Source organism: Kitasatospora sp. NPDC041988, assembly GCF_055588525.1.
Genome location: NZ_JBVJCO010000051.1, coordinates 1 through 25,898, shown reverse-complemented (window position 1 = coordinate 25,898; position 25,898 = coordinate 1). Strand labels below are relative to the sequence as shown.

Below are 25,898 nucleotides of genomic sequence, written 5' to 3'. Positions count from 1 at the left end.
GGCCCCCGCTTCCGCCCCCCCCCCCCCCCCCCCCAACCCCAACCCCCCCCCCCCCCCCCCCCCCCCCCCCCCCCCCCCTTCCGCATGCCGAAGTGGTGTTGCCGATGTGCCGTACGCCGGCACGACGGCACTGAGGACTACTCGTCCTCGGTGCCGTCCTGGCTCTCCCGGGCGGCCGGCGGCTCGGGCTCGCTCGGCCGCTCCGCCGTGGCGTGCCCGGCGACCGGCTTCTCACCGGTCGGCCCGACGTTCTCCCGGCGGCGCAGGTAGCGCTCGAACTCGCGGGCGATCGCATCGCCCGAGGCCTCCGGCAGCTCGGCGGTGTCCTGCGCCTCCTCCAGCTGCTGCACGTACTCGGCCACCTCGCTGTCCTCGGCGGCCAGCTGGTCCACGCCCACCTGCCAGGCGCGGGAGTCCTCGCCGAGCTCGCCCGGCGGGATGCGCAGGTCCAGCAGGTCCTCCAGCTTGTTGAGCAGCGCCAGCGTGGCCTTGGGGTTCGGCGGCTGCGCCACGTAGTGCGGCACCGCCGCCCAGAGCGTCACGGCCGGCACCCCGGCGTGCGTGCACGCCTCCTGGAGCACCCCGACGATCCCGGTCGGGCCCTCGTAGCGGCTCTCCTCCAAGTCCAGCCGCTGGGCCAGCTCCGGGTCGGAGGTGACCCCGCTGACCGGCACCGGGCGGCTGTGCGGGGTGTCGCCGAGCAGCGCGCCCAGGATCACCACCAGCTCGATGCCCAGCTCGTGCGCGAAGGCGAGCAGCTCGTTGCAGAACGAGCGCCAGCGCATGCTCGGCTCGATGCCGCGCACCAGGACGACGTCGCGGGTCGTCGGCTCGGTCACCCGGATCACCGAGAGCCGGGTGGTCGGCCAGGTGATCCGGCGGATGCCGCCGTCCAGCCAGACCGTGGGCCGGTTGACCTGGAAGTCGTAGTAGTCCTCCGCGTCCAGGGCGGCGAACACCTTGCCGCCCCAGGTCTCGTCCAGATGCGCGAGGGCGGCGGAGGCCGCGTCGCCCGCGTCGTTCCAGCCCTCGAAGGCGCAGACCATCACCGGGTCGATCAACTCGGGAACATCTTCCAGCTCGATCACCCAGCGTCTCCCTCCGGTCGGCGGGCGGCCGCACCCCGTCCCGGCTGGGATGCCGGGGCGTCGGCGGTCCGGCTGCCGACTGTCGAACCTCTCGTCACCCATGGAACGCCTCGTTCCATGGTCCCTACCTGCCCAGCCTACGGGCTTTGATGCGCCCGGCGGCCGGGCACCGGGACAGTCTGGGGGAGCGGGGCGCCGGGAGCCAGCGGTTATCCCGGCGGCGGCCCCCACCGGGCCGCCGGGCCTGCCGGCGGGCGCCCGCCCCCGGTGCTGCCGTGCCCGAGCGGCCGGGCGGCGCGATGATGGAGGCGAGGCGGGGGCCGGGCGGCGGTGTGAGGAGCCGGGCGGATGAACGGATGGCTGTGGATCGGCGCCGGAGCGGTGGTGGCCGCCGGGGCCGGAGCGGTGCTGGCGGCCCAGGCGGCCGGGCGTCGGCTGCCAGTGGAGCACGTGACGGAGGGCGGCCTGGACCTGGCCCAGCCGCCCGGCGCGGTCTGGGACATCCTGACCGACATCGACCTCTACCCGGCCTGGCGCCCGGGCCTGTCGCACGTCGAGCGGCTGCCCGCGACGGCCGGCGGCCGGCCGCGCTGGCGCGAGTACGACAAGCACGGCCACACCACCTACGAGGTGGTGGAGAGCGAGGCCCCGCACCGCCTGGTGACCGGCATCGCCGATCCGGACCTCCCGTACGGCGGCACCTGGACGTACGTGCTGACGCCGGCCGGGGTGGGCTGCAGCCTCACCGTCACCGAGCGCGGCGAGGTGTACAAGCCGCTCTACCGCGCGATCGGGCACTACGTGACGGGCGAGGACGCCGCGATCCACCGCTACCTGGGCGCCCTGGCCCACCGGCTGGCGTAGAGCCGGCAGGCGGCGCGGTGGCTCGGCCCACCCAGCCGCGGCGGCTCACCGCGCCCCAGCTGCGGCCGCTCAGCGCACCCAGCCGCTGCGATAGTCCGCCCAGTTCTGCTCGGTCGCGGCGAAGTCCACGTACAGCCCCACGCCGAAGTTCTGCCGCTTCGGGTCGTACCGGCCGAGGCCGAGCCGGATGCCCCGGATGCCGGCCCGCACCGTCTCGGCGTCGCCCCAGTGGCCCCACTTGTCCTCCCAGTAGAACGGCAGGCCCATCAGCAGGTCCACGTTCTCCGGGGTGGCCTCCAGGGCCAGCTCGGTCTGGTAGGCGTTGTAGCCGCCGTACAGGGACTCGGTCGGCATGCTGGAGTCGTACGTCATCATCGCGATCTGGTCGACCCGGCGGGCGGTCTCGGCGAAGTAGGCCTGGTCCCACCACTTGCCGTGACCGGTGAACGCGATGCCGACGGCGTGCTGCCCGGGCAGCGGGTCGATCTGCGGGGCGGCCACCGACAGCTTCGTGCCGCGCCCGGCGGTGACCGGGCGCACCTGGTCGAGCAGGGCGAGCCAGCCCTTCGAGCCGGGGCGGATCGGCTCCATGTCGAAGTGGACGCCGTCGAAGCCGAGGTCGAGCACCTGGCGGGCGGAGGCGGTGATCCGGTCCCGGGTGGGCGCGTCCTCCAGGTCCAGCGCGTCCTTCTCCGGCTTGACCTCGTCGCCCAGCCAGCTCTGCACCCGGATGCCGGGCAGCGCCTTGTGGACGGCCTCGGTGAACCAGCCGGCCCGGGGGTGGACGCTCGGCGGCAGCGAGCCGTCGTGCTCCAGCGGGCCCGTGTGCACGTAGAGATCGCGGATGCCGGTGCCGGAGAGCCGCTGGGCGAGGGCGGCGACGTCGGCGTCACCCTTCCGGCCGTCCACCCAGGCGTGGCCGAGCCAGACGGCGTCGCGGCCCCGGGTGCGGGCCTCGGGGGAGGGTTCCCCGGCGTACTGGAGCCGCAGCGCGAGCGCCGCGGCGCCGACGGGTGTCACCAGGACGGCCACCACCACCCCCACCACGACCAGGGACTTCCGCCACCGGGACCACCCCCGCCAGCGGGCCCGCAGTGCCCGCAGCGGCCTCCCCGGAACCTCGATGATCCGCCGTGCCCGTGCGCCGATCCTCGCCATGCAGTCGCTCTCCCCCTCGCGGCCGAACGTTCAGGATACGGAACGCACCACCGGCTCCCGCCGCGGGCCGGATACCCTGGCCAGGTGCGTCCCCGATTCAGCAGGGCCGCAAAGCCGACAGCCGTCGCACCCAGGGAGAAGCCCCATGGCCACTGCAGCCGCCCCGTCCATCACTCCGCAGAGCCGCGCGAACGCGCTGCGTGAGGCCCTCGCCACCCGTGTGGTGGTGGCCGACGGCGCGATGGGCACCATGCTCCAGGCGCAGGACCCGACGCTGGAGGACTTCCAGAACCTGGAGGGCTGCAACGAGGTCCTCAACCTCACCCGGCCCGACATCGTCCGCTCCGTCCACGACGCGTACTTCGCGGTGGGCGTGGACTGCGTGGAGACCAACACCTTCGGCGCCAACTTCTCGGCGCTGGGGGAGTACGACATCTCCGAGCGCGTCTTCGAGCTCTCCGAGTCCGGCGCCCGGATCGCCCGCGAGACGGCCGACGCGTACGCCGCCGACGGCCGCACCCGCTGGGTGCTCGGCTCGATCGGCCCCGGCACCAAGCTGCCCACCCTCGGCCACGCCCCGTACGAGGTGCTGCGCGACGGCTTCCAGCAGAACGCGGCCGGCCTGATCGCCGGCGGCGCGGACGCCCTGCTGGTGGAGACCAGCCAGGACCTGCTGCAGACCAAGGCGGCCATCCTGGGCTGCAAGCGCGCGCTCGCCGAGGCGGGCCTGGACCTGCCGGTGCTGGTCCAGGTGACCGTCGAGACCACCGGCACCATGCTGCTCGGCTCGGAGATCGGCGCCGCACTCGCCGCGCTGGAGCCGCTCGGTGTCGACTACATCGGCCTGAACTGCGCCACCGGCCCGGCCGAGATGAGCGAGCACCTGCGCTACCTGGCCAAGAACGCGAAGATCGGCCTCTCCTGCATGCCGAACGCGGGCCTGCCGGTGCTCGGCAAGGACGGCGCCCACTACCCGCTCTCCCCGTCCGAGCTGGCCGACGCCCACGACGTCTTCACCCGCGAGTACGGCCTCTCGCTGGTCGGCGGCTGCTGCGGCACCACCCCCGAGCACCTGCGCCAGGTGGTCGAGCGCGTCCAGGGCCGCCCGGTGGCCGGCCGCGATCCGCGCCCGGAGCCCTCGGCCGCCTCGCTGTACCAGGCGGTGCCGTTCCGCCAGGACACCTCGTACCTGGCGATCGGTGAGCGCACCAACGCCAACGGCTCGAAGAAGTTCCGCGAGTCGATGCTGGCCGGCGACTGGCAGGCCTGCGTGGAGATCGCCCGCGAGCAGATCCGGGACGGCTCCCACCTGCTGGACCTCTGCGTCGACTACGTCGGCCGCGACGGCGTCGCCGACATGAAGGAGATCGCCGGCCGCCTCGCCACCGCGTCCACCCTGCCGATCGTGCTGGACTCCACCGAGCCGGACGTGCTGCGGGCCGGCCTGGAGGCGCTCGGTGGCCGCGCGCTGCTCAACTCGGTCAACTACGAGGACGGCGACGGCCCGGACACCCGCTTCGGCCGGATCGCCTCGCTGGCCCGCGAGCACGGCGCCGGCCTGATCGCGCTGACCATCGACGAGGAGGGCCAGGCCCGCACCGCCGAGACCAAGGTGGCCATCGCCGAGCGGCTGATCGCGCAGCTCACCACCGAGTACGGCATCGACGAGGGCTCGATCCTGGTCGACTGCCTGGCCTTCACCCTGGGCACCGGCCAGGAGGAGTCCCGCCGGGACGGCATCGAGACCATCGAGGCGATCCGCGAGCTCAAGCGCCGCCACCCGGACGTGCAGACCACCCTTGGCCTGTCCAACATCTCCTTCGGCCTCAGCCCGGCCGCCCGAATGGTGATCAACTCGGTCTTCCTGAACGAGTGCGTCGAGGCCGGACTGGACTCGGCGATCGTGCACGCCTCCAAGATCCTGCCGATGGCCCGGATCCCCGAGGACCAGCGCGAGGTCGCGCTCGACCTGGTCTACGACCGCCGCAGCGAGGGCTACGACCCGCTGCAGAAGCTGCTCCAGCTCTTCGAGGGCGTCTCCTCGGCGTCGGTCAAGGCCTCCAAGGCGGAGGAGCTGGCCGCGCTGCCGCTGGAGGAGCGCCTGCAGCGCCGGATCATCGACGGCGAGCGGAACGGCCTGGAGGCCGACCTGGACGAGGCGCTGACGGAGCGTCCGGCGCTGGAGATCGTCAACGGCACGCTGCTGGCCGGCATGAAGGTGGTCGGCGAGCTGTTCGGCTCCGGCCAGATGCAGCTGCCGTTCGTGCTCCAGTCCGCCGAGGTGATGAAGACCGCGGTGGCCCACCTGGAGCCGCACATGGAGAAGTCCGACGACGAGGGCAAGGGCACGATCGTGCTGGCCACCGTCAAGGGCGACGTCCACGACATCGGCAAGAACCTGGTCGACATCATTCTGTCCAACAACGGCTACAACGTGGTCAACCTGGGCATCAAGCAGCCGGTCTCGGCGATCCTGGACGCCGCGCAGGAGCACAGGGCGGACGTGATCGGGATGTCCGGCCTGCTGGTCAAGTCCACCGTGATCATGAAGGAGAACCTGGAGGAGCTGAACCAGCGCAAGCTGGCGGCCGACTACCCGGTGATCCTCGGCGGCGCCGCGCTCACCCGCGCCTACGTCGAGCAGGACCTGCACGAGATCTACGGGGGCGAGGTCCGCTACGCCCGGGACGCCTTCGAGGGCCTGCGGCTGATGGACGCGCTGATCGCGGTCAAGCGCGGCGTGCCCGGCGCGACCCTCCCGGAGCTCAAGCAGCGCCGGCACGCCAGGGTCGAGGTCGAGGAGGCGGAGGAGGTCAACCTCGGCCAGATCCGCTCGGACGTGGCCGTGGACAACACCGTGCCCGCCCCGCCGTTCTGGGGCGACCGGATCGTCAAGGGCGTGCCGTTCGCGGACTACGCCTCCTGGCTGGACGAGGACGCGCTGTTCAAGGGCCAGTGGGGCCTCAAGGCCGCCCGCAGCGGCGAGGGGCCCTCGTACGAGGAGCTGGTGGAGACCGAGGGCCGGCCGCGGCTGCGGATGTGGCTGGACCGGCTGCAGACCGAGGGCTGGCTGGAGGCGGCCGTGGTCTACGGCTACTACCCGGCCAACTCCAAGGGCGACGACCTGATCGTCTTCAACGAGGACGGCAGCGAGCGGACCCGCTTCACCTTCCCGCGCCAGCGGCGCGGGCGGCGGCTCTGCCTGGCCGACTTCTTCCGCCCGGAGGAGTCGGGCGTCAAGGACGTGGTGGGCCTCCAGGTGGTCACCATGGGCAACCGGATCTCCGAGGCCGCCAACGAGCTGTTCGCCAACAACTCCTACCGCGACTACCTGGAGCTGCACGGCCTCTCGGTGCAGCTGGCCGAGGCGCTGGCCGAGTTCTGGCACGCCCGGGTCCGCTTCGAGCTGGGCTTCTCCGGCGAGGACCCGCAGGACGTGAAGGACATGTTCGCGCTGAAGTACCGCGGTGCCCGGTTCTCGCTCGGCTACGGGGCCTGCCCGGAGCTGGAGGACCGCGCCAAGATCGCCGAGCTGCTGCGGCCCGAGCGGATCGGCGTGGTGCTCTCCGAGGAGTTCCAGCTGCACCCCGAGCAGTCCACCGACGCGATCGTGATCCACCACCCGGAGGCCAAGTACTTCAACGCCCGGTAGTCCGGGCATTGCGTACCGTTCACCCTTTTCGGGCGGTCGGGGCGTATCCTGGATCATCCTGAACGGGCCGGTCCGCTCAACCAGCGGGCCGGCCTGTGCCATCCCCAGGGCCCGGCGCCCCGGTCGCGCCCCCGGGGTACCGACGGAAGGACCCCGCCATGACCACCATCTCCACCGCCACCCGCGTCCTCGACCACGGCGACGGCCGGGGCCTGCAGGCGGTGCTGCTGGACATGGACGGGACGCTGGTCGACACCGAGGACTTCTGGTGGCAGGCCGAGGCCTCGCTCTTCGCCGAGCTGGGCTACGCGCTCGACGAGAACGATCGCGCCCAGCTGGTCGGCGGCCCGATGAGCCGGGTGATCGACTACCTGCTCGCCAGCACGGGCGTGGACATCGCGCCGGCCGACCTCACCGTCCTGATCAACCAGCGCTTCGTGGACCTGCTGGCCGGCGGCGTGCCGCTCATGCCGGGCGCCGAGCGGCTCCTCAACACCCTTGCCGCGCACGGCGTTCCGGCCGCCCTGGTGTCCGCCTCGCACCGCCACGTCATCGACATCGTGCTGCAGTCGCTGGGTGCCCACCACTTCGCGTTCTCGGTCGCCGGTGACGAGGTGCCGCGTACCAAGCCGCACCCGGACCCGTACCTGGAGGCGGCGCGCCGGCTGGGCGCCGAGCCGGGCCGCTGCGTGGTGGTGGAGGACGCGCCGACCGGCGTCCGCTCGGCCGAGGCGGCCGGCTGCCCGGTGATCGCGGTGCCGACGGTCGCGGTGATCGAGCCGGCCCCGGGGCGGCTGGTGCTGTCGTCGCTGGAGCAGGTCGATCTTGAACTGCTCCGCTCGCTGGTCGCCTCGCGAGTGTGATTGTCGTCTCATTGCGGAGGGGGCCTACTGACCGGTAAGCGGTCGCTGTCGTCCGCCGCCGCTACCCGCCCGGGGAGAAAACGGGCATTGCCTGACAACTCGTGGGATGACCGCTTCCGCACCGCCCCCCTCGTGTCCCAACTGTCACCTGTACGGGTATCGGTGGTGCGTGTTCGATATGGCACGCTACTCCAGTTCGTTCCCCACCCTCGAGCCCTGCACCGCCGCTGACGGGCAACCCCGTCCTGCCCGCGGTCGCACGGCAACCGGTCCGCGCGCGCCACAGACCCCGTAGGCGCACCCCACCGCGGGCCGGTCGGCCCCCCGGCCGGACCGCACCCAGAAGGACGCGACCCGTGAAGACTTCAGCTGGAAGACTGGCAGTGCTCGGCTGTGCCGGGCTGGTGACCGTCTCGGTGGCCGGCTGCGGATCGGTGACCGACGCCGTCAAGGGGGACGCCGGCAAGTCGATCACCATGGGCACCACCTCGGTCACCAACGTGATGGACCCGGCCGGTGCCTACGACTCCGGCGCCTGGCTCGTCCTGCGCAACACCTTCCAGTCGCTGCTCGCCTACCCGGCCGCCTCCAGCGCGCCCAACCCGGACGCCGCGCAGTCCTGCGAGTTCAGCGGCGGCGAGGCCACGCTCTACCACTGCACGCTCAAGGGCGGCCTGAAGTTCTCCAACGGCCACCCGCTCACCGCCGCCGACGTGGTCTACTCCATCGAGCGGACCAAGAAGATCAACGACCAGAACGGCCCGGCCGGCCTGCTGGACACGATCAAGTCGGTCGAGGCCAAGGGCGACACCGAGGTGATCTTCCACCTCTCCCAGCCCGACGCCACCCTCCCGGCCAAGCTGGCCACCCCGGCCGGCGCCATCGTCGACCACCAGGTCTTCCCGGCCGACCAGCTGCTGGCCAACGACAAGCTGATCGGCTCCGGCCCGTACAAGATCGACTCGATCGAGACCATGAACGCCGAGGGCGGCACCAAGGTCCCCGGCAAGGTCGTGCTGACGTCCAACGGCAGCTACGCCGGCGACGCCAAGCTGCGGAACAAGAAGTTCACCGTGCGGTACTTCGACAAGGCCGCCGAGCTGAAGGCCTCGCTCGACAAGGGCGAGATCGACCTGACCGACAACAGCCTGGAGCCCAACACCGCGGCCCAGGTCCGCTCCGAGCAGCAGGGCGGCAAGACCGACCTCCAGGTCGTCGAGGGCGACAGCAACGACACCCGCAGCCTGGTCTTCAACACCAAGGACGCGACCGCCGGCAACGTCGCCGTCCGCCAGGCCGCCGCCCAGCTGGTCGACCGCAAGACGCTCGCCCGCGACGTCTTCGCACGCACCGTCCAGCCGCTGTACTCGATGGTCCCGGCTGGCGTCACCGGCCACAACACGTCCTTCTTCGACAAGTACGGCGACCAGGACGTCAACAAGGCCAAGGCGATCCTGGCCGCGGCCAAGGTCCCGATGCCGGTCAAGCTGAGCCTCACCTGGTCCCGCTCGCGGGCCGAGAGCGCCGAGGCCGACATGCTGAAGAAGCAGCTGGAGGCCGGCGGCGTCTTCCAGGTGAACGTCCAGCACGAGGCCGACTGGGAGGCCTTCAAGAAGGGCTGGACCGAGGGCAGGTACCAGGCGTACACCGTCGGCTGGTTCGCGGACTACCCGGACGCCGACAACTACATCGCGCCGCTGATCGTCGAGGGCGGGGCGTACCACCACGGCTGGGACGACCCCCGGATCAGCCAGAAGCTGGTGCCCGAAGGCCTCAAGCAGGCCGACCGCGCCGCCGCCTCCTCGACCTACGCGCAGGTTCAGGCCATCATCGCCGACAACGTGCCGCTGATCCCGCTCTTCCAGAACAAGTCCTTCTACGCCTCGAAGCCGTACATCACCGGCGTGGAGTCGACCATCGACACCACCGGCGTCTTCCGGTTCTGGGAGATCGGCCGGATCGGCAAGTAACCGGCCGGCGGCGTGCAGTGGCCCGGGCGACCGGGCGACCCTCAGCACGGTGGCCCGTCCGCTCCCCCCAGGGTGCAAGGGGAGCGGACGGGCCACCGTCATGTCTGCGTGGTGCCCAGGGCCGTGGCGGCCCCGGGCACGGTGCTCAGAGCGTGCCGGGGCGCACCAGGCCGCTCTCGTACGCGTACACCGCGGCCTGCACCCGGTCGCGTAGCTGAAGCTTGGTCAGCACATGGCCCACGTGGGTCTTCACGGTGGTCTCGCTGACGAACAGTTCCGCCGCGATCTCCGCGTTCGACAGGCCCCGCGCCACCAGCTTCAGCACCTCCAGCTCGCGCTCGGTCAGCGCGTTCAGCGCCTGCGGAGGCGCCTCCTCGCCCGAGGGCAGCTTGGTGGCGTACATGTCCAGCAGCCGCCGGGTGATGCTCGGCGCCAGCATCGCCGCGCCGTCCGCGACCACCCTGATCGCCTGCACCAGCTCCTCGGCCGGCACGTCCTTCAACAGGAAGCCGCTGGCCCCGGCGCGCAGCGCCTCCACGACGTACTCGTCCAGGTCGAAGGTGGTCAGCACCAGCACCTTGGCCGGGCCGTCCCGCCCCGGTCCGGCGATCCGGCGGGTCGCCTCCACGCCGTCCATCCTGGGCATCCGGATGTCCATCAGCACCACGTCGGGCTGGAGCGCCCGCACCTGGTCCAGCGCCTGCTGACCGTCGCCGGCCTCGCCGACCACCACCAGGTCGGACTCGGCCTCCAGGATCATCCGGAAACCGGTGCGCAGCAGCGGCTGGTCGTCCACCAGCAGCACTCGGATCGTCACCTAGGACTCCTTGCTCGTCGGATCCCCCGTGGGATCGTCTTCGTCAGACACCGTCTTCGACGGACGTACGGCTCAGCGGCAGCGGGTACGGCGGGGGCGTGCCGCCGAACTCCGGGCAGCTGGCCTGGTGGTCGCACCAATCGCAGAGCCGGTTGCGGGTGGCCGGGAACTCCCCGGTGGCCACCGCCTCGGTGATCCGCTCCCAGAGCGCCTGCAGCTTGCGCTCCACCGCGAGCAGGTCCGTCTCGTCCGGGTCGTAGCTGACCACGTCCCCGCCCCCGCCGAGGTAGACCAGCTGGAGCCGCTTGGGGATCACGCCCTTCCACCGCCAGACCACCAGGGCGTAGAACTTCATCTGGAACATCGCCTTGCCCTCGAAGTCCCGCGAGGGCGCCCGGCCGGTCTTGTAGTCCACCAGCCGGACCTCACCGGTCGCGGCGACGTCGACCCGGTCGATGTAGCCGCGCAGCAGCAGCCCCGAGTCCAGGGCCGTCTCCACGTACAGCTCCCGCTCCACCGGGTGCAGACGGGTCGGGTCCTCCAGCCGGAACCAGCGCTCGACCAGCTTCTCGGCGTCGGCCAGCCAGCGGGTCAGCGCCGCGCCGTCCGGGTCCTCCGGGAACAGCGAGACCAGCTCCGGGCGCTCGCCCAGCAGGCGCTCCCACTGCGGGCGCAGCAGCCCCAGTGCCCGCTCCGGCGTCCGCTCGGCCGCCGGGCTGTCGAACAGCCGCTCCAGCACGGCGTGCACCAGGGTGCCCCGGGTCGCCGCCGCGCTCGGCGGCTCCGGCAGCCGGTCGATCACCCGCAGCCGGTACAGCAGCGGGCAGGTCAGGAAGTCCCCCGCGCGGGACGGGGACAGGCCGGTCGGAGGCGCCGCCGGCCGGGCCGGGGCCGCGGGGGCACTACTGGTGTCGGTCTGCTGCATACCCCGACCCTATTGCCCTGTGCTGTCATCCCGCTGCCACGGTGCTGCCACACGGCCTTTCCAGTGGGTATGAACCCTGGGAGAGGGGCGCGCGGTGTCCCACGGCCCCGATCACGTAGCGTGGGCGCACCGGCGCGCGGTGCACGACGGGGGAACCGACCGAAGGGATCACGGTGAGCGACAGCAGAGGTCCGCAGACCTCCGACCAGCCACCGCACGACGGCAGCACCCCGCCCGGGCCGCCCGAGGAGCCCGAGCGCCCCAGCGGCATCCTGATGGGCCGCCCCTTCGGCGTGCCGGTCTACGTCACCCCCTCCTGGTTCATCATCGCCGCCCTGATCACCTGGGTCTTCGGCGGCCAGCTCGACCGCGTCCTGCCCGGGCTCGGCGCCACCCGCTACCTGGTCGCGTTCTGCTTCGCCGTCGCCTTCTACGGCTCCGTCCTCGTGCACGAACTCGCCCACACCGTCGTCGCGCTCCGTTACCGGCTGGGCGTGCGCCGCATCCAGCTCCAGTTCTTCGGCGGCGTCTCCGAGATCGAGAACGAGGCCGAGAGCCCCTGGCGCGAGTTCTGGCTCGCCTTCGTCGGGCCGCTGCTCTCGCTGCTGCTCGGCGGCCTCTTCTACCTCGCCATGCAGGCCGTCGAGCTCTCCACCGTCCCGGGGGTCCTGCTCACCGGCCTGATGGTCTCCAACCTCGTCGTCGCCGCGTTCAACCTGCTGCCCGGCCTGCCGCTGGACGGCGGCCGGATGCTGCGCGCCGTCGTCTGGGCGGTCAGCGGCCGACCGATGGCCGGCACCGTCGCCGCCGCCTGGGCCGGCCGCGTCCTGGCAGTCGCGGTGCTGATCGGGCTGCCGCTGGTCAGCGCCGCCCGCGGGGTCGAGCGCAGCACCACCGACACCATGATCGACGCGGTGTTGGCCGCCGTCCTCGCCGCGCTCATCTGGACCGGCGCCAGCGGCAGCCTGCAGAACGCCCGCCTCAAGGAGGCCCTGCCCGGACTGCGGCTGCGCGACCTCACCCGCCGGGCCGTCGAGGTCACCGCCGACACCCCGGTCGGCGAGGCGGTCCGCCGCGTCCGTGAGGACGACGCCGGCGCGGTCGTGGTGGTCGACGGCCGCGGCGACCCGATCGCCCTCGTCAAGGAGTCCCAGATCCGGGCCGTCCCCGAACACCGCCGACCCTGGGTCGCCGTCGGCGCCCTGGCCCGCGACCTCGAACCGGGCCTGCGCCTCTCCGCCGACCTCACCGGCAACGACCTGCTGCGCGCAGTCCGCGCCACCCCGGCCACCGAGTACCTGGTCGTCGAGGCCGACGGCAGGGTGTACGGCGTCGCCGCGCGCACCGACATCGAACAGCGCCTGAACGCCGCCGTCACCGGCCGCTGAGAGGCCCCGCCCGGCGAGCGCCGCCGCCGGAACGATCACCTGGTAAGCCGGACGGCCCGCTTCCCTTAGGATTGTCCGCATGTCCGAACCGACCGGTGCCACCCGCCGACGCGGGCCCTTCCAGGTCGGGGACCAGGTCCAGCTGACCGACCCGAAGGGCCGCCACTACACGTTCACGCTCCAGGCCGGGAACCAGTTCCACACCCACAAGGGTGCGTTCCCCCACGACGAGCTGATCGGCGCCCCCGAGGGCACGGTCGTGCGCACCACGGGGAACGTCCCGTACCTCGCGCTGCGCCCCCTGCTCCCCGACTACGTCCTGTCCATGCCGCGCGGCGCCGCCGTGATCTACCCCAAGGACGCGGGGCAGATCCTGGCCATGGCCGACATCTTCGCCGGCGCCCGCGTCGTCGAGGCCGGCGTCGGCTCCGGCGCGCTCTCCAGCTACCTGCTGCGCGCCGTCGGCGACACCGGCATGCTGGCCTCCTACGAGCGCCGGCAGGACTTCGCCGACATCGCCAAGGGCAACGTCGAGCGCTACTTCGGCGGGCCGCACCCGGCGTGGAAGCTCACCGTCGGCGACCTCCAGGACAACCTGGTCGAGACCGACGTCGACCGCGTCATCCTCGACATGCTCGCCCCCTGGGAGTGCCTGGACGTCGCCTCCAAGGCGCTCGTCCCCGGCGGCCTCATCTGCTGCTACGTGGCCACCACCACGCAGATGTCCAAGACCGTCGAGGCGCTGCGCGACCACGGCACCTTCACCGAGCCGCAGGCCTGGGAGACCATGGTCCGCACCTGGCACCTGGAGGGCCTGGCCGTCCGCCCGGACCATCGGATGATCGGCCACACCGGCTTCCTGCTCACCGCCCGGCGCCTCGCCGACGGCGTCGAGCCGCCGCTGCGCCGCCGCCGCCCGGCCAAGGGCGCGTACGGCGAGGACTACGACAACGGCTCGTCCGAGCCCAGCCTCCAGGAGCGCGCCGCGGCCCGGGCCGCCGCCCGCGCCACCGAGGCGGAGCCCGCCGACCTCGGCTGACCCGTACGCCCGACAGGGGTGGTACGCCCGGCAATCTGCCCGCGTACCACCCCTTCGTGCTACCCCCACACCCGGGCCACCTCGCGCCCGCCCCCATGTGGGACGATGCTCGCTCACACCGACCCACGCGCACACATTCCCGCTGGAGGGGACGCCTGGTGGAGACCGCGGTCACGGCGACGGCAGAGCAGCAGACACCGCAGGGCCGCAGCGGTCCCGGACACGCCCGGTCCGCCCCCTGGCACTGGGCGCTGGCGATCGCCGGCTGCGCGGCGGTGGTCGCCACCGCGCTCGCCGCCGACCCGGCCACCGGCACTCCGGCGCCCGCCCGCGCCACCGCCAAGGCCCTCCCGGCAGCGGCCGCCCCCGACCCGGCCCGGGCCCAACTCCCGCTGGACTGCGGGCCGTTCCCGGTGAAGATATCCGTCAGTTTCGCCGCCGACCTCGGCGACGGCCGCCCCGGCACCGTCGCCGCCGCCCACTGCGCGGCCGAGACCGGCACCCCGCCGGACGCCGTCTACCTGCTCGGCCCCGGCACGGGCGGCAGGCCAGTCGTGCTGGCCACCCTGCTCTCCGAGGGCGAGAACCTCACCGTCGGCCGGCTCGCCCTGCGCAGCGACGGCGTCATCACCGGCCACGCGCAGGGGTATTCCAGCGACGACGTCCCCCGGTTCAGCCCGGACATCTCACTGGACCTCACCTGGACGCGCAAGGGCGGCGGCTGGGACCGCTCCCAGACCACCGCCCCGCTGACCCGGACCTGACTGTCATTCGCCCACTCGCCTCCGGGCGCTCGGACCCGGCGCCGACACTCCTCGCACCGGCGCTCGTTCCTCGCTTGTCGCTCGTCACTTTCGGCACCGGCGCGCCCTTTGGCTCGGGGCGGTGACTCGCCCACTCGCCCCGACTGTCCGGGGCGTGGTTACTCGGCGTCCGGCCCGTACACCTCGACCAGGTCGGCGACCCGGCGCACGTGGATGCAGTCGCCGGGGCACTCCTTCGCCGAGTCCACCACGTCCTGAAGCAGCGTCAGCGGCACCGGAGCCGTCTCGCCGGGCTGCTGGCGCAGCTCGTCGTCGGCCCCCTTCACGTAGGCCAGCCCGTCGATGTCGAGCTCGAAGACCTCGGGCGCGTACTGCACGCAGATGCCGTCGCCGGTGCACAGATCCTGGTCGATCCACACCTCCAGCGGTTCGCTGGCCGCCGCCTCATCGGTCACCGACATGGTCCCCTGCCGTTTCTGTCCCGGGTCGCCCCTTATCGGAGGCAATCCCGCCATTCGTACAACGATCGGACCGGAAGTCTCGGTCGCGATCGGATATCGACTCGCTCGACGATACATCTGGTCCGCTTTGGGTGGTGCGCGGTGGGTATCCCCTTAGCAGAGGGGAAGCACGCGAGGGCGAAGATCGGACACGCCCGTTCCATCTTTCTTGATCTAGGGGTTTACGGACCCCTGGTCCCAGGTAGGGTCTGGAAGCGTCCAGCTCCCCGGAGGAGGTGAGGACCGTGGCAGCCCACGATGACGACTACAACCGCAGCACCGGCAAGCCCGCTCGTGGTTCCGACGAGGCCGCTCAGGTCTCGTACCTTGAGCAGGAAATCGCCGTGCTGCGCCGCAAGCTCGCCGACTCGCCGCGCAATTCGAGAATCCTCGAAGAGCGGATCGTCGAGCTCCAGACCAACCTGGCCGGCGTGACCGCCCAGAACGAACGGCTCGCCTCCACCCTGCGAGAGGCCCGCGACCAGATCGTGGCCCTCAAGGAGGAAGTGGACCGGCTGGCACAGCCCCCGGCCGGATTCGGCACCTTCCTCAGCCAGAACGAGGACGGCACCGCCGACATCTTCACCGGGGGGCGCAAGCTCCGCGTGAACGTCAGCCCCAACGTCGACCTCGACGAACTGCGGCGCGGCCAGGAGGTGATGCTCAACGAGGCCCTCAACATCGTGGACGCGATGGCCTTCGAGCGCATCGGCGACATCGTCACCCTCAAGGAGATCCTCGAGGACGGCGAGCGCGCCCTGGTCATCGGCCACACCGACGAGGAGCGGGTGGTGCGCCTCGCCGAACCGCTGCGCGAGATCACCATCCGGGCGGGGGACGCCCTCCTGCTGGAGCCCCGCTCCGGCTACGTCTACGAGGTCGTGCCCAAGTCCGAGGTCGAGGAGCTCGTCCTCGAAGAGGTCCCGGACATCGACTACCGCCAGATCGGCGGCCTCAGCAACCAGATCGAGCAGATCCGCGACGCGGTCGAGCTGCCGTACCTGCACGCCGACCTCTTCAAGGAGTACGAGCTGCGCCCGCCCAAGGGCGTGCTGCTCTACGGCCCGCCCGGCTGCGGCAAGACGCTGATCGCCAAGGCGGTGGCCAACTCGCTGGCCAAGAAGGTCGCCGAGGTGACCGGCCGGCCCCAGGGGAAGAGCTACTTCCTCAACATCAAGGGCCCCGAGCTGCTCAACAAGTACGTGGGCGAGACCGAGCGGCAGATCCGCCTGGTCTTCCAGCGGGCCCGGGAGAAGGCGAGCGAGGGCACGCCCGTCATCGTCTTCTTCGACGAGATGGAGTCGCTCTTCCGCACCCGTGGCTCCGGTGTCAGCTCGGACGTGGAGAACACCATCGTCCCGCAGCTGCTCGCCGAGATCGACGGCGTGGAGGGCCTGGAGAACGTCATCGTCATCGGCGCCTCCAACCGCGAGGACATGATCGACCCGGCGATCCTGCGGCCCGGCCGCCTGGACGTCAAGATCAAGATCGAGCGCCCGGACGCCGAGGCCGCGAAGGACATCTTCTCCAAGTACCTCAAGGGCACGCTGCCCTTCCACCCGGACGACCTCAAGGAGCACGACAGCTCCGTCGAGGCGACCGTGGAGGCGATGATCCAGTCGGTGGTGGAGCGGATGTACTCCGAGACCGAGGAGAACCGCTTCCTGGAGGTCACCTACGCCAACGGTGACAAGGAGGTCCTGTACTTCAAGGACTTCAACTCCGGCGCGATGATCCAGAACATCGTCGACCGCGCCAAGAAGATGGCCATCAAGGACTTCCTCGACCACGGCCAGCGCGGTCTGCGCGTCTCCCACCTGCTCGCCGCCTGCGTGGACGAGTTCAAGGAGAACGAGGACCTGCCCAACACCACCAACCCGGACGACTGGGCCCGGATCTCCGGCAAGAAGGGCGAGCGGATCGTCTTCATCCGCACGCTGGTCACCGGAAAGCAGGGCGCCGAGTCCGGCCGCTCGATCGACACTGTCGCCAACACGGGGCAGTACCTGTAAACCGCACAGCTCCCGGACCCGAAAGGGTCCGGGCCGGCATGCGGCCCCGGAAAGCACGCACCCCGTCCGGCTGTGGCGCCTCGCGGCCCCGCAGCCGGACGGCGCGTCTCGGGACCCGCCTGTCGGTGCCGCGTTCTAGGCTCGACCCACCGTGCGCGGGCACATCGCCGGCGCCGGTGTTGTTCAGCGGTACGTCAGCGTGTTCCGCCCGTGGGGGGCGGCACACCGGGCAAGGAGGGCCGCATGACCGTACGGCGCGTGATGGGCATCGAGACCGAGTACGGGATCTCCGTGCCCGGGCACCCCAACGCCAACGCCATGCTCACCTCGTCCCAGATCGTCAACGCGTACGCGGCGGCGATGCACCGGGCACGGCGGGCCCGCTGGGACTTCGAGGAGGAGAATCCGCTGCGCGACGCCCGGGGCTTCGACCTCGCGCGTGACGTAGCGGACGCCAGCCAGCTCACCGACGAGGACATCGGCCTCGCCAATGTCATCCTCACCAACGGCGCGCGGTTCTACGTCGACCACGCGCACCCCGAGTACAGCTCGCCAGAGGTGACCAACCCGCGCGACGCCGTGCTCTGGGACAAGGCCGGCGAGCGGATCATGGCGGCCGCCGCCCAACGCGCCCTGGAACTGCCCAACGGGCAGACCATCCACCTCTACAAGAACAACACCGACAACAAGGGCGCCTCCTACGGCACCCACGAGAACTACCTGATGAAGCGGGCGACGCCGTTCGCCGACATCGTCCGCCACCTCACCCCGTTCTTCGTCTCCCGCCAGGTGGTCACCGGCGCCGGCCGGGTCGGCATCGGCCAGGACGGCTCGGCCAACGGCTTCCAGATCAGCCAGCGGGCCGACTACTTCGAGGTGGAGGTCGGCCTGGAGACCACCCTCAAGCGGCCGATCATCAACACCCGGGACGAACCGCACGCCGACGCCGAGAAGTACCGCCGGCTCCATGTGATCATCGGCGACGCCAACCTCTCCGAGATCTCCACCTACCTCAAGCTGGGCACGACCTCGCTGGTCCTGGCGATGATCGAGGACGCCTTCATCGCCTCCGACCTCGCCGTCGACCAGCCGGTGCGCACCCTGCACCGGGTCTCCCACGACCCCACGCTCAAGCACCTCATCACGCTGCGCAACGGGCGCAAGCTGACCGCCGTCCAGCTCCAGCTCGAGTACTTCGAGCTGGCCCGCAAGTACGTCGAGGACCGCTTCGGCACCGACGCCGACGAGCAGACCGTCGACGTGCTGGCCCGCTGGGAGGACGTGCTGGGCCGGCTGGAGCGCGATCCGATGTCGCTCTCCAGGCAACTGGACTGGGTCGCCAAGCGGGAGATCCTGGAGGGCTACCGCAGCCGTGACGCCCTGGAGTGGGACAACTCCCGGCTGCACCTGGTCGACCTCCAGTACAGCGACGTCCGGCCCGAGAAGGGCCTCTACAACCGCCTGGTGGCCCGCGGCCGGTTCGAGCGGCTGCTGACCGAGGAGGAGGTCGACCGGGCCGTCACCAAGCCCCCGGAGGACACCAGGGCCTACTTCCGCGGGCGCTGCCTGGAGCAGTACGCCGAGCACGTCGCCGCGGCCTCCTGGGACTCGGTGATCTTCGACCTGCCCGGCCGCGACTCGCTCCAGCGGGTCCCCACCCTGGAGCCGCTGCGCGGCACCCGGAACCACGTCAAGGAACTGCTCGACCGCTGCCGCACCGCGGAGGACCTGCTCCGCGTGCTCTCCGGCGGGTAACTTTTCGATCACCACGGGTGAACGCCCGCCGAATGGGAATCATCCGGGGTGGCAGCGGGTGTTGGACAGGAAGCGCCACCGGCAAACCGGAAGCGGGTAGTCGCACCTTGTGTATAGGGTCGGTGCAGCAAGCAACGACCAAACCGTGCCAGACAGATCGAGCGGGGTGAGGGAAATGGCGAGCAAGGACACCGGCGGCGGCCAGCAGCGGGCGAACCGCTCTTCCGAGGAGGTCGAGGAGCAGGCCGCGGAAGCACAGAATTCCGACGACCTCAAGGAGCGCCAGGAAAAGCTCGGCGACGACGTCGACGCGGTTCTCGACGAAATCGACGAGGTACTCGAGTCCAATGCCGAGGATTTCGTCCGGCAGTTCGTGCAAAAGGGCGGCCAGTAACACCGTCCGGGCATTCAGGGAATTCACGGTCGCGACCGCCGAGGGCGGGCGGACGGCAATGGCCGCCCGTCCGCCCCGGTCCGGCCCTCCACGCGTGGACGGTGATCGTCAGGCGGGTAGGGTGCCGGGCAGCGCGTTTCAAGCTACCTGGAAGGAATCGTGTGGAAGCCAACACTCGTGGCACCGGGCGTCTACCGGCTGCCTTCCTGACCCCGGGGTCCTCGTCGTTCCTCGACTTCCTGGCGGAGCACCAGCCCGAGCTGATCCCGGGCCGCCGCAGCCTGCCGGAAGGGGTGGTGGTCGAGGCCCCGCACGGGACGACGATCGTCTCGGCGGTGTTCGACGGCGGCGTGGTCATCGCCGGTGACCGGCGCGCCACCATGGGCAACGTGATCGCCCAGCGCGACATGGAGAAGGTCTTCCCGGCCGACGAGTACAGCGCGGTCGGCATCGCCGGCACCGCCGGCCTCGCGATCGAGATGGTCCGGCTGTTCCAGCTGGAGCTGGAGCACTACGAGAAGATCGAGGGCACCGTGCTCTCCTTCGAGGGCAAGGCCAACCGCCTCACCACGATGATCCGGGGCAACCTCGGCATGGCGATGCAGGGCCTCGCGGTCGTCCCGATGTTCGCCGGCTACGACCTCGACCTCGGCCGCGGCCGGATCTTCACCTACGACGTCACCGGCGGCCGCTCCGAGGAGCGCGGGTTCGCCGCCACCGGCTCCGGCTCGGTCTACGCCCGCGGCTCGATGAAGAAGCTCTACCGCGCGGACCTGACGGCCGAGCAGGCGTCCACCCTGGTCGTCCAGGCCCTCTACGACGCGGCCGACGACGACTCCGCCACCGGTGGCCCGGACCTCGCCCGCAAGATCTTCCCGATCGTCTCGCTCATCACCGAGGACGGCTTCCGCCGGCTCACCGAGGCCGAGGTGACCGAGATCGCCGTCTCGATCACCGACGAGCGTCTCGTCCACCCCAACGGCCCGCAGGCCCCGCTGCTCTAGCCACACCTACCAAGGAAGGGACGACCGCCGGTGTCGACACCGTTCTACGTCTCGCCCCAGCAGGCCATGGCGGACCGCGCGGAGTACGCCCGCAAGGGCATCGCGCGCGGTCGCAGCGTGGTCGTGCTCACCTATGCCGACGGCATCGTCTTCGTCGCCGAGAACACCTCCCGTGCGCTCCACAAGGTCTCCGAGATCTACGACAAGATCGCCTTCGCGGCGGTCGGCCGGTACAACGAGTTCGAGAACCTGCGCATCGGCGGCGTCCGCTACGCCGACCTGCGCGGCTACTCCTACGACCGGGCCGACGTCACCGCCCGCGGCCTGGCCAACGTCTACGCCCAGACGCTCGGCACCATCTTCTCCTCGGTCGGCGACAAGCCGTACGAGGTGGAGCTGATCGTGGCCGAGGTCGGCCGCACCACGGACGAGGACCAGATCTACCGGCTCACCCCGGACGGCTCGGTCGTCGACGAGAAGAACTACGTGGTGGTGGGCGGCAACGCCGACTCGATCGGCAACTACCTGGGCCAGCGCCACCGCAGCGGGCTCTCGCTCACCGACGCGGTCAAGGTCGCCGTGGACTCCCTCGCCCGGGATCCCAACGGCGGCAGCCCGCGCACCCTCACCCCCGAACAGCTGGAGGTGGCGGTCCTCGACCGCCAGCGCTTCCAGCAGCGCAAGTTCAAGCGGATCCTGGGCGGCCAGCTCGCCCGGCTGCTCGACGGCGACCAGTCCGCGGAGTCGGACGACGAGGACAAGCCGGCGGCCGGCGGGCCGTCGGAGTAAGCAGTGCCAAGGAGTCCCGTACGGCGGTCACCACCGCCGTCGTGCGGGACGCCCGTGCCCCTGCGGCGGCCCGTACGGCGTCGCGGAGGCGGTTTCGGAAAGCTCCACGCAGAGAATGGATTCCGCATGGACCGCCGAATTTTCGGGCTGGAGAACGAGTACGGCGTCACCTGCACGTTCCGTGGGCAGCGACGGCTGTCGCCGGACGAGGTGGCCCGGTACCTCTTCCGCCGCGTTGTCTCCTGGGGCCGCAGCAGCAACGTGTTCCTGCGCAACGGTGCCCGCCTCTACCTCGACGTCGGCTCCCACCCGGAGTACGCCACCCCCGAGTGCGACGAGGTCACCGAGCTGGTGACGCACGACAAGGCGGGCGAGCGCATCCTCGAAGGGCTCCTCGTGGACGCCGAACGGCGGTTGCACGAGGAGGGCATCGCGGGGGACGTCTACCTCTTCAAGAACAACACCGACTCGGCCGGCAACTCCTACGGCTGCCACGAGAACTACCTGGTGGCCCGGCACGGCGAGTTCTCCCGGCTGGCCGACGTCCTGATCCCCTTCCTGGTCACCCGCCAGCTGATCTGCGGGGCCGGCAAGGTGCTGCAGACCCCGCGCGGCGCGGTGTACTGCGTCAGCCAGCGGGCCGAGCACATCTGGGAGGGCGTCAGCTCGGCGACCACCCGCTCCCGCCCGATCATCAACACCCGGGACGAGCCGCACGCCGACGCCGAGCGCTACCGGCGGCTGCACGTCATCGTCGGCGACTCCAACATGTCGGAGACCACCACGCTGCTCAAGGTCGGCGCCACCGACCTGGTGCTCCGGCTGATCGAGGCCGGCGTGGTGATGCGCGACCTCACCCTGGAGAACCCGATCCGGGCGATCCGCGAGGTCAGCCACGACCTCACCGGCACCCACCAGGTCCGGCTCGCCAACGGCCGGGAGGCCAGCGCGCTGGACATCCAGGAGGAGTACTACAGCAAGGCGCTGGAGTTCGCCGACCGCAAGGGCATCAACACCGGCACCATCGCCCGCGTCCTCGACCTCTGGGGCCGCACCCTGGAGGCGGTCCGCACCGAGCGGCTCGACGGGGTGGCCACCGAGATCGACTGGATCATGAAGTACAAGCTCATCGAGCGCTACCGCGAGAAGCACCAGATGAGCATGTCCAACCCGCGGGTCGCCCAGATCGACCTCGCGTACCACGACATCCACCGCCGGCGAGGGCTGTTCTACCTGCTCCAGGCCAAGAACCAGGCCGAGCGGGTGACCACCGACCTCAAGACCTTCGAGGCCAAGTCGATCCCGCCGCAGACCACCCGGGCCCGGCTGCGCGGCGACTTCATCCGCCGGGCGCAGGAGCAGCGCCGGGACTTCACGGTGGACTGGGTGCACCTGAAGCTGAACGACCAGGCGCAGCGGACGGTGCTCTGCAAGGACCCGTTCCGCTCGGTCGACGAGCGGGTGGAGAAGCTGATCGCGGGGATGTGACCGGCGGCGTGAGCGCGGGTGCGAGCCGAGCGGTCCTGAGGTGATCTTCGCGGTGTCCGGCCCCGGTGGTGTCTACCGGGGCCGGACGTGGTCGGGGCATACGCTGTCCGTCGAGTCCGGAGAGCCGACTTTGACCGACAGTTAGGAACGCCGTGCGCCGCACCGCCGGTTTGCTTCTCACCCTGCCCCTGCTGCTGGCGGTCGCCTGCAGCAGCTCCACCAAGGCGACCAGCCCGGCGACGCCCACGGCGTCCAGCGTGGCCCCCACCGTGCCGGCACCGGTGACCGAGGCCGCGCCGATGCCGACCCTGTCGGGCGGCGGCTTCGGGAGCAAGGCCACCATCACCATCCCCGACGGCGCGCCCAGCGGCCAGTTCGTGGTCAACACCGTGAGCGAGGGGGAACGCTCCACGGTGAACAAGGGCGACTGGGTGACGGTGAACTACACCGCCAAGGACTGGACCACCGGCAAGGACCTGCCCAGCTCCTACGACGCGGGCGGCAAGCCGCAGCTCTACCAGGCGGGCGCCGGGCAGCTGGTGCCCGCCTTCGACCAGAGCGTGATCGGCAAGAAGGTCGGCAGCCGGCTGCTGGTGGTGGCCCCGCCGGCCGCCGCCTTCGGCAGCAAGGGCAACGCCGACCTCGGTGTGGGCCCCGGCGACACCGTGGTCTTCGTGCTGGACATCATGGAGAGCCTGCCGCCGGACTCCACCCTCTCCGGCGCCATGACGCAGCCGCCGGCCACTCTGCCGCAGGTCAAGGACAACGGCAAGGCCGCCCCCACGATCACGATCCCGGCCGGGCAGGCCCCGCCCGCCGACCTCCAGCAGGCGGTGCTGATCAAGGGCGAGGGCAAGCAGGTGAAGGCCGGGCAGACCCTGGTCGTGCAGTACACCGGGGTGCTCTGGAGCAACGGCCAGCAGTTCGACTCGTCGTGGAGCCACGGCGGCGCACAGGCGCTGCAGATCGGCACCGGCAGCGTGATCGAGGGTTGGGACAAGGGCCTGGTCGGCCAGACCGTCGGCAGCCGGGTGGAGCTGGTGGTACCGCCCGCCCTGGCCTACAAGGAGCAGGGCAAGGACGCCGTCCCGCCGAACGCGACCCTGGTCTTCGTCATCGACATCCTTGAGGCCGTCTAGAGCCTTCAGGCCGTCCAGAGCCCCGACGCGGTCCGGGAGCGACGGGTGGGATTCCGTACGCTTGGGCGGGCGCTCGCACAAGGAAGCGTCCGCCCTCATCCTGACCTGTCATACTGCCCTCGCACTGTGGTAGGCGTCGCCGGCGTCCGGGACCCGGGCGGCAGTGCGAGAGCACCCCGGCGCCCACCACGCCGGCCGTAGACCTCGAAGACCTCGTGGCGAGATGGATGGGGAGTCATGTCTGAGAAAGCGTCGAGCCCGGGCGGGGCCGGCACCGCGAACGGGAACTCCGCCGGTGACCCGGCCGACTCGCGGCCCGGTGGCCCGCTGCCCGGCGACGGCGAGTCGATCGTCGTACCGCCGTCGATCCTGAAGCAGCAGGCGGGCTGGGCCCAGCCCGGTGAGGCCACGCGGCGGACCGGTGGGACGAAGACCGACGAAGCCCCGCAGATCTTCGCGTCCAACGTGCGCCGCCAGGACACCTCGGAGGCCGGGTACGACGAGAACCCGCCCGGAGTCGGCAAGCTGGGTGTGATCCTCGGCACCGTGCTTACCCTGCTGCTGGTCGGCAGCGCGATCACGCTGTACGAGGTGAACAAGGACGGCGGCTCCAAGACGGACGCCGCCGCCAAGCCGGAAGCCACCAAGAGCGCGCCGCCCACGCCGAGCGCCGAGCCGGTACCGCCGATCAAGGACAGCGCCAAGGTGCTGCCGACGGTCACCGGCGAGTTCGGCAAGAAGGCCGGCATCGAGGTGCCCGGCGAGCAGGCCGACGGCTCCTTCGTCGTCAAGGTGCTCTCCGAGGGCACCGGTCCCAAGGTCGAGAAGAACTCCTGGACCTCGGTCGACTACACGGCCAAGGACTGGACCACCGGCAAGGACATCCCCAGCTCGTACGACGACAAGGGCAAGCCGCAGATCTTCCAGGCCGGCACCGACGCGCTGATCCCGGCGCTCGACCAGGCCGTGGTCGGCAAGAAGGCCGGCAGCCGGGTCATGGTGGTGGCCCCGCCGGCCGCCGCGTTCGGCGCCCAGGGCAACCCGAGCATGTCGATCGGCGCCAAGGACAACCTGGTGTTCGTCATCGACATCCGCAACAGCAGCGCGCCCGACGCCGTGGTCAGCGGCACCGTCACCCCGCCGCCCGCGGACTTCCCGCAGGTGAAGGACAACGGCAAGAAGCCGGCCGACATCACCCCGGTGGCCGGCGCCGCAGACCCGACCGAGCTCAAGACGCACGTCCTGATCAAGGGAACCGGCCCCAAGGTCGAGAAGGGCGAGAAGGTCGTCGTCCAGTACACCGGCGCGCTGTTCAAGGACGGCAAGGTCTTCGACTCCTCGCTGAGCAAGGGCCAGGCGTTCTCCTTCCCGGTGGGCGGCGGCCAGGTCATCGCCGGCTGGGACCAGGGCCTGGAGGGCCAGACCGTCGGCAGCCGTGTCGAGCTGGTCATCCCCGCCTCGCTCGGCTACGGGGACAAGGGCCAGGGCGACATCCCGGCCAACGCCACGCTGGTCTTCGTGGTGGACATTCTGGACGCCGGTCAGGGCTGATCCACTTTCGGGTGACAATGGTCTGCGTGTGACCTTCGGGCCTGGCCGCGTGGCCTGAGCCCGGACGGGCGGCGGGCGCCCGTACCGTGGTCCGGGAACGGACCGGGTGCGGGCGCCCGCCGCTTGGTCATGAATGGAAGCAACCGAGAAGAGGCAGTTGTGAGCAACAAGACGAAGCCGGAGATCGACTTCCCGGGCGGCGACGCGCCGGCCGAGCTGCAGATCCGCGACATCGAGGTCGGCACCGGTGACGAGGCCAAGCCGGGCCAGGTCGTCGAGGTCCACTACGCCGGTGTGACCTTCGAGACCGGCGAGGAGTTCGACGCCAGCTGGAACCGCGGTTCCACCTTCAAGTTCCCGCTCGGCGCCGGCCGCGTCATCAAGGGCTGGGACCAGGGCGTCGTCGGCATGAAGGTCGGCGGCCGCCGCGAGCTGATCATTCCGGCGCGCCTCGCGTACGGCAACCAGTCGCCGTCCCCGCTCATCCCCGCGGGCTCGACCCTGATCTTCGTGGTCGACCTGATCTCCGTCTGATCTCCGTCTGATCGCGGACCGATCGCGGACCGATCCCGGTCGGACACCGGTCGGACCCTGGTCCGACACCGGTCCGACCCGGTCGTGACCGAGGGCCGGGACCCCCGTCCCGGGGTGTGGGCCCCCACAGTTTTTGGCCCCGGTTTTTTTCTCGGTGCCCCTCCCCGTCACGGCTGTCCCCCCCGGTCGGGACCCCCCCACGGG

General features: G+C 71.1%; 21 protein-coding genes. 16 read left to right on the top strand and 5 right to left on the bottom strand.

All coding sequences use genetic code 11. The features are described from left to right. Positions 1-137: 137 nt before the first annotated feature. Positions 138-1,088, bottom strand: coding sequence for a PAC2 family protein (locus ACZ6NC_RS34835; protein ID WP_465737877.1), 951 nt, complete (start codon positions 1,086-1,088; stop codon positions 138-140). Between the two features lie 348 nt (positions 1,089-1,436). Here ACZ6NC_RS34835 and ACZ6NC_RS34830 point away from each other — a divergent pair, with 348 nt between their 5' ends. After that, a complete protein-coding gene (locus ACZ6NC_RS34830; protein ID WP_465737876.1) occupies positions 1,437-1,952 on the top strand; it encodes an SRPBCC family protein in 516 nt (171 codons plus the stop codon). A 69-nt stretch (positions 1,953-2,021) separates the two neighbouring features. On the opposite strand, the gene ACZ6NC_RS34825 is transcribed toward ACZ6NC_RS34830, so the two are convergent. Beyond that, the gene (locus ACZ6NC_RS34825) at positions 2,022-3,110 is read right to left on the bottom strand and encodes a hypothetical protein (RefSeq protein ID WP_465737875.1); all 1,089 of its coding nucleotides are present in this window, start codon (positions 3,108-3,110) and stop codon (positions 2,022-2,024) included. A 145-nt stretch (positions 3,111-3,255) separates the two neighbouring features. Here ACZ6NC_RS34825 and metH point away from each other — a divergent pair, with 145 nt between their 5' ends. The 3 genes from metH (at position 3,256) to ACZ6NC_RS34810 (ending at position 9,595) form a co-directional block, all read left to right on the top strand. Beyond that, positions 3,256-6,762, top strand: coding sequence for a methionine synthase (gene metH / locus ACZ6NC_RS34820; protein ID WP_465737874.1), 3,507 nt, complete (start codon positions 3,256-3,258; stop codon positions 6,760-6,762). A 158-nt stretch (positions 6,763-6,920) separates the two neighbouring features. Then, entirely contained in the window at positions 6,921-7,625 is a 705-nt protein-coding gene (locus ACZ6NC_RS34815) for an HAD family hydrolase (protein WP_465737873.1), read from the top strand. A 356-nt stretch (positions 7,626-7,981) separates the two neighbouring features. Beyond that, positions 7,982-9,595 carry an ABC transporter substrate-binding protein gene (locus ACZ6NC_RS34810; RefSeq protein ID WP_465737872.1) on the top strand — a complete coding sequence of 538 codons (1,614 nt, stop codon included), beginning with the start codon at positions 7,982-7,984 and terminating at the stop codon, positions 9,593-9,595. 145 nt (positions 9,596-9,740) lie between these two features. Here ACZ6NC_RS34810 and ACZ6NC_RS34805 read toward each other — a convergent pair whose 3' ends face one another. Beyond that, complete coding sequence (locus ACZ6NC_RS34805) at positions 9,741-10,412, bottom strand: response regulator (protein WP_148647703.1); 672 nt, start codon at positions 10,410-10,412, stop codon at positions 9,741-9,743. Positions 10,413-10,455: 43 nt separating this feature from the next. Beyond that, the gene (locus ACZ6NC_RS34800; RefSeq protein ID WP_465737871.1) at positions 10,456-11,337 is read right to left on the bottom strand and encodes a RecB family exonuclease; all 882 of its coding nucleotides are present in this window, start codon (positions 11,335-11,337) and stop codon (positions 10,456-10,458) included. A gap of 173 nt (positions 11,338-11,510) precedes the next feature. Between ACZ6NC_RS34800 and ACZ6NC_RS34795 the strand changes: the two genes are divergently transcribed. The 3 genes from ACZ6NC_RS34795 (at position 11,511) to ACZ6NC_RS34785 (ending at position 14,528) form a co-directional block, all read left to right on the top strand. Next, positions 11,511-12,725 carry a site-2 protease family protein gene (locus ACZ6NC_RS34795; protein ID WP_465737870.1) on the top strand — a complete coding sequence of 405 codons (1,215 nt, stop codon included), beginning with the start codon at positions 11,511-11,513 and terminating at the stop codon, positions 12,723-12,725. A 79-nt stretch (positions 12,726-12,804) separates the two neighbouring features. Beyond that, the gene (locus ACZ6NC_RS34790; RefSeq protein WP_465737869.1) at positions 12,805-13,764 is read left to right on the top strand and encodes a tRNA (adenine-N1)-methyltransferase; all 960 of its coding nucleotides are present in this window, start codon (positions 12,805-12,807) and stop codon (positions 13,762-13,764) included. Between the two features lie 158 nt (positions 13,765-13,922). Beyond that, on the top strand, positions 13,923-14,528 hold the full coding sequence (locus ACZ6NC_RS34785; protein WP_465737868.1) for a hypothetical protein: 606 nt from the start codon (positions 13,923-13,925) through the stop codon (positions 14,526-14,528). 158 nt (positions 14,529-14,686) lie between these two features. On the opposite strand, the gene ACZ6NC_RS34780 is transcribed toward ACZ6NC_RS34785, so the two are convergent. Further along, complete coding sequence (locus ACZ6NC_RS34780) at positions 14,687-14,989, bottom strand: ferredoxin (RefSeq protein WP_465737867.1); 303 nt, start codon at positions 14,987-14,989, stop codon at positions 14,687-14,689. A gap of 284 nt (positions 14,990-15,273) precedes the next feature. Between ACZ6NC_RS34780 and arc the strand changes: the two genes are divergently transcribed. The 9 genes from arc (at position 15,274) to ACZ6NC_RS34735 (ending at position 25,694) form a co-directional block, all read left to right on the top strand. After that, entirely contained in the window at positions 15,274-17,040 is a 1,767-nt protein-coding gene (gene arc / locus ACZ6NC_RS34775) for a proteasome ATPase (RefSeq protein WP_465737866.1), read from the top strand. A 243-nt stretch (positions 17,041-17,283) separates the two neighbouring features. Then, on the top strand, positions 17,284-18,795 hold the full coding sequence (gene dop / locus ACZ6NC_RS34770) for a depupylase/deamidase Dop (protein WP_465737865.1): 1,512 nt from the start codon (positions 17,284-17,286) through the stop codon (positions 18,793-18,795). Positions 18,796-18,970: 175 nt separating this feature from the next. Then, on the top strand, positions 18,971-19,189 hold the full coding sequence (locus ACZ6NC_RS34765) for a ubiquitin-like protein Pup (protein ID WP_380687246.1): 219 nt from the start codon (positions 18,971-18,973) through the stop codon (positions 19,187-19,189). Positions 19,190-19,350: 161 nt separating this feature from the next. Beyond that, positions 19,351-20,193: a proteasome subunit beta gene (gene prcB, locus ACZ6NC_RS34760; protein WP_465737864.1), complete on the top strand. Its 843-nt coding sequence runs from the start codon at positions 19,351-19,353 to the stop codon at positions 20,191-20,193. A 30-nt stretch (positions 20,194-20,223) separates the two neighbouring features. After that, entirely contained in the window at positions 20,224-20,982 is a 759-nt protein-coding gene (prcA, locus tag ACZ6NC_RS34755) for a proteasome subunit alpha (RefSeq protein ID WP_465737863.1), read from the top strand. A gap of 126 nt (positions 20,983-21,108) precedes the next feature. Beyond that, on the top strand, positions 21,109-22,470 hold the full coding sequence (gene pafA / locus ACZ6NC_RS34750; protein WP_396321800.1) for a Pup--protein ligase: 1,362 nt from the start codon (positions 21,109-21,111) through the stop codon (positions 22,468-22,470). Positions 22,471-22,622: 152 nt separating this feature from the next. After that, the gene (locus ACZ6NC_RS34745) at positions 22,623-23,609 is read left to right on the top strand and encodes an FKBP-type peptidyl-prolyl cis-trans isomerase (RefSeq protein ID WP_465737862.1); all 987 of its coding nucleotides are present in this window, start codon (positions 22,623-22,625) and stop codon (positions 23,607-23,609) included. Positions 23,610-23,846: 237 nt separating this feature from the next. Further along, complete coding sequence (locus ACZ6NC_RS34740; protein ID WP_465737861.1) at positions 23,847-25,160, top strand: FKBP-type peptidyl-prolyl cis-trans isomerase; 1,314 nt, start codon at positions 23,847-23,849, stop codon at positions 25,158-25,160. Positions 25,161-25,289: 129 nt separating this feature from the next. Further along, positions 25,290-25,694 carry an FKBP-type peptidyl-prolyl cis-trans isomerase gene (locus tag ACZ6NC_RS34735; RefSeq protein ID WP_465737860.1) on the top strand — a complete coding sequence of 135 codons (405 nt, stop codon included), beginning with the start codon at positions 25,290-25,292 and terminating at the stop codon, positions 25,692-25,694. Positions 25,695-25,898 lie beyond the last annotated feature (204 nt).